The organism is Bacillus sp. Xin1 (assembly GCF_013314535.1).
Lineage (GTDB): Bacteria > Bacillota > Bacilli > Bacillales > Bacillaceae_G > Bacillus_A.
In genome coordinates this window covers 1-771 of record NZ_JABUAE010000154.1, presented here as the reverse complement: position 1 = coordinate 771, position 771 = coordinate 1, and the positions used below count along the sequence as shown (strand labels likewise).

The following is a 771-nucleotide window of genomic DNA, read 5'->3' as shown; positions in this document are numbered from 1 at the left end:
ACAATTAAAAGTTCGTAACCAGGTGTTACAAACTGAAAATGAAGAACTGAAAAAGAAAGTAAAAGGAACACTTCCTTCGGAACAAGAACAAGAGCGACAATCGTATCTTTCGGCAGTCGAAAAGTTTATTCAGTTATCCTTTCATCGAGAAAAGCAGGGGTATGAAGGACGAAGAGAACAAGCAAAAAAATTAATGAAGGATGAAGTGTTTCAGCTCTTTTATCCATCGGATACATTTGAAATGGAGGACACATACGTATCTAAGCCATCTGATATGAAGTTATATTTACAAGACTATAAAATTGGTGCTTCTCAGGTAGAAGTGATCGCAGAATTTCAAAATACTGTGACGATTGGTGCGAATGGAACAACAGATAAAACGAAAAATGTGATGAAAGTAACGGTGCAAAAAAATCAAGAGAGTTGGCAAGTAACCAATGTAGAAGAACTAGCGGTTCAGATCATTGCATCTTAAAAAAGTGAGGTGTGGAGTAAATGGAAGTTGTAAATAATGGTGTGAATTTAAGACGTAAAAAATCATGGATATATGGATTGATTGTAGGATTTATGATTTTTGGTTTTTTCGGTTTTTTCACTTCGAAATTATATTTACCCTATGAAGAACCGGTCTATCATACAGAGCTGAAAAAGCCGGTTGCGTTATTTGGAAATCGAACCATGACGATAGAGAAAAGAGCGTATGATCCAGCTTCTCATACAATAGAAATGTTTCTTCATGTAGAGGGAGGAGATGGAGAAAAGTATCAGTTT

General features: G+C 35.7%; 1 protein-coding gene and 1 pseudogene. Both read left to right on the top strand.

All coding sequences use genetic code 11. The annotated features are described in order from the left end of the window. On the top strand, positions 1-475 hold a 475-nt coding region (locus tag HRG09_RS28220), incomplete at its 5' end, for a MerR family transcriptional regulator (protein ID WP_254610208.1). 20 nt (positions 476-495) lie between these two features. Next, positions 496-771, top strand: a pseudogene (locus tag HRG09_RS28215) (hypothetical protein); the annotation flags it as partial.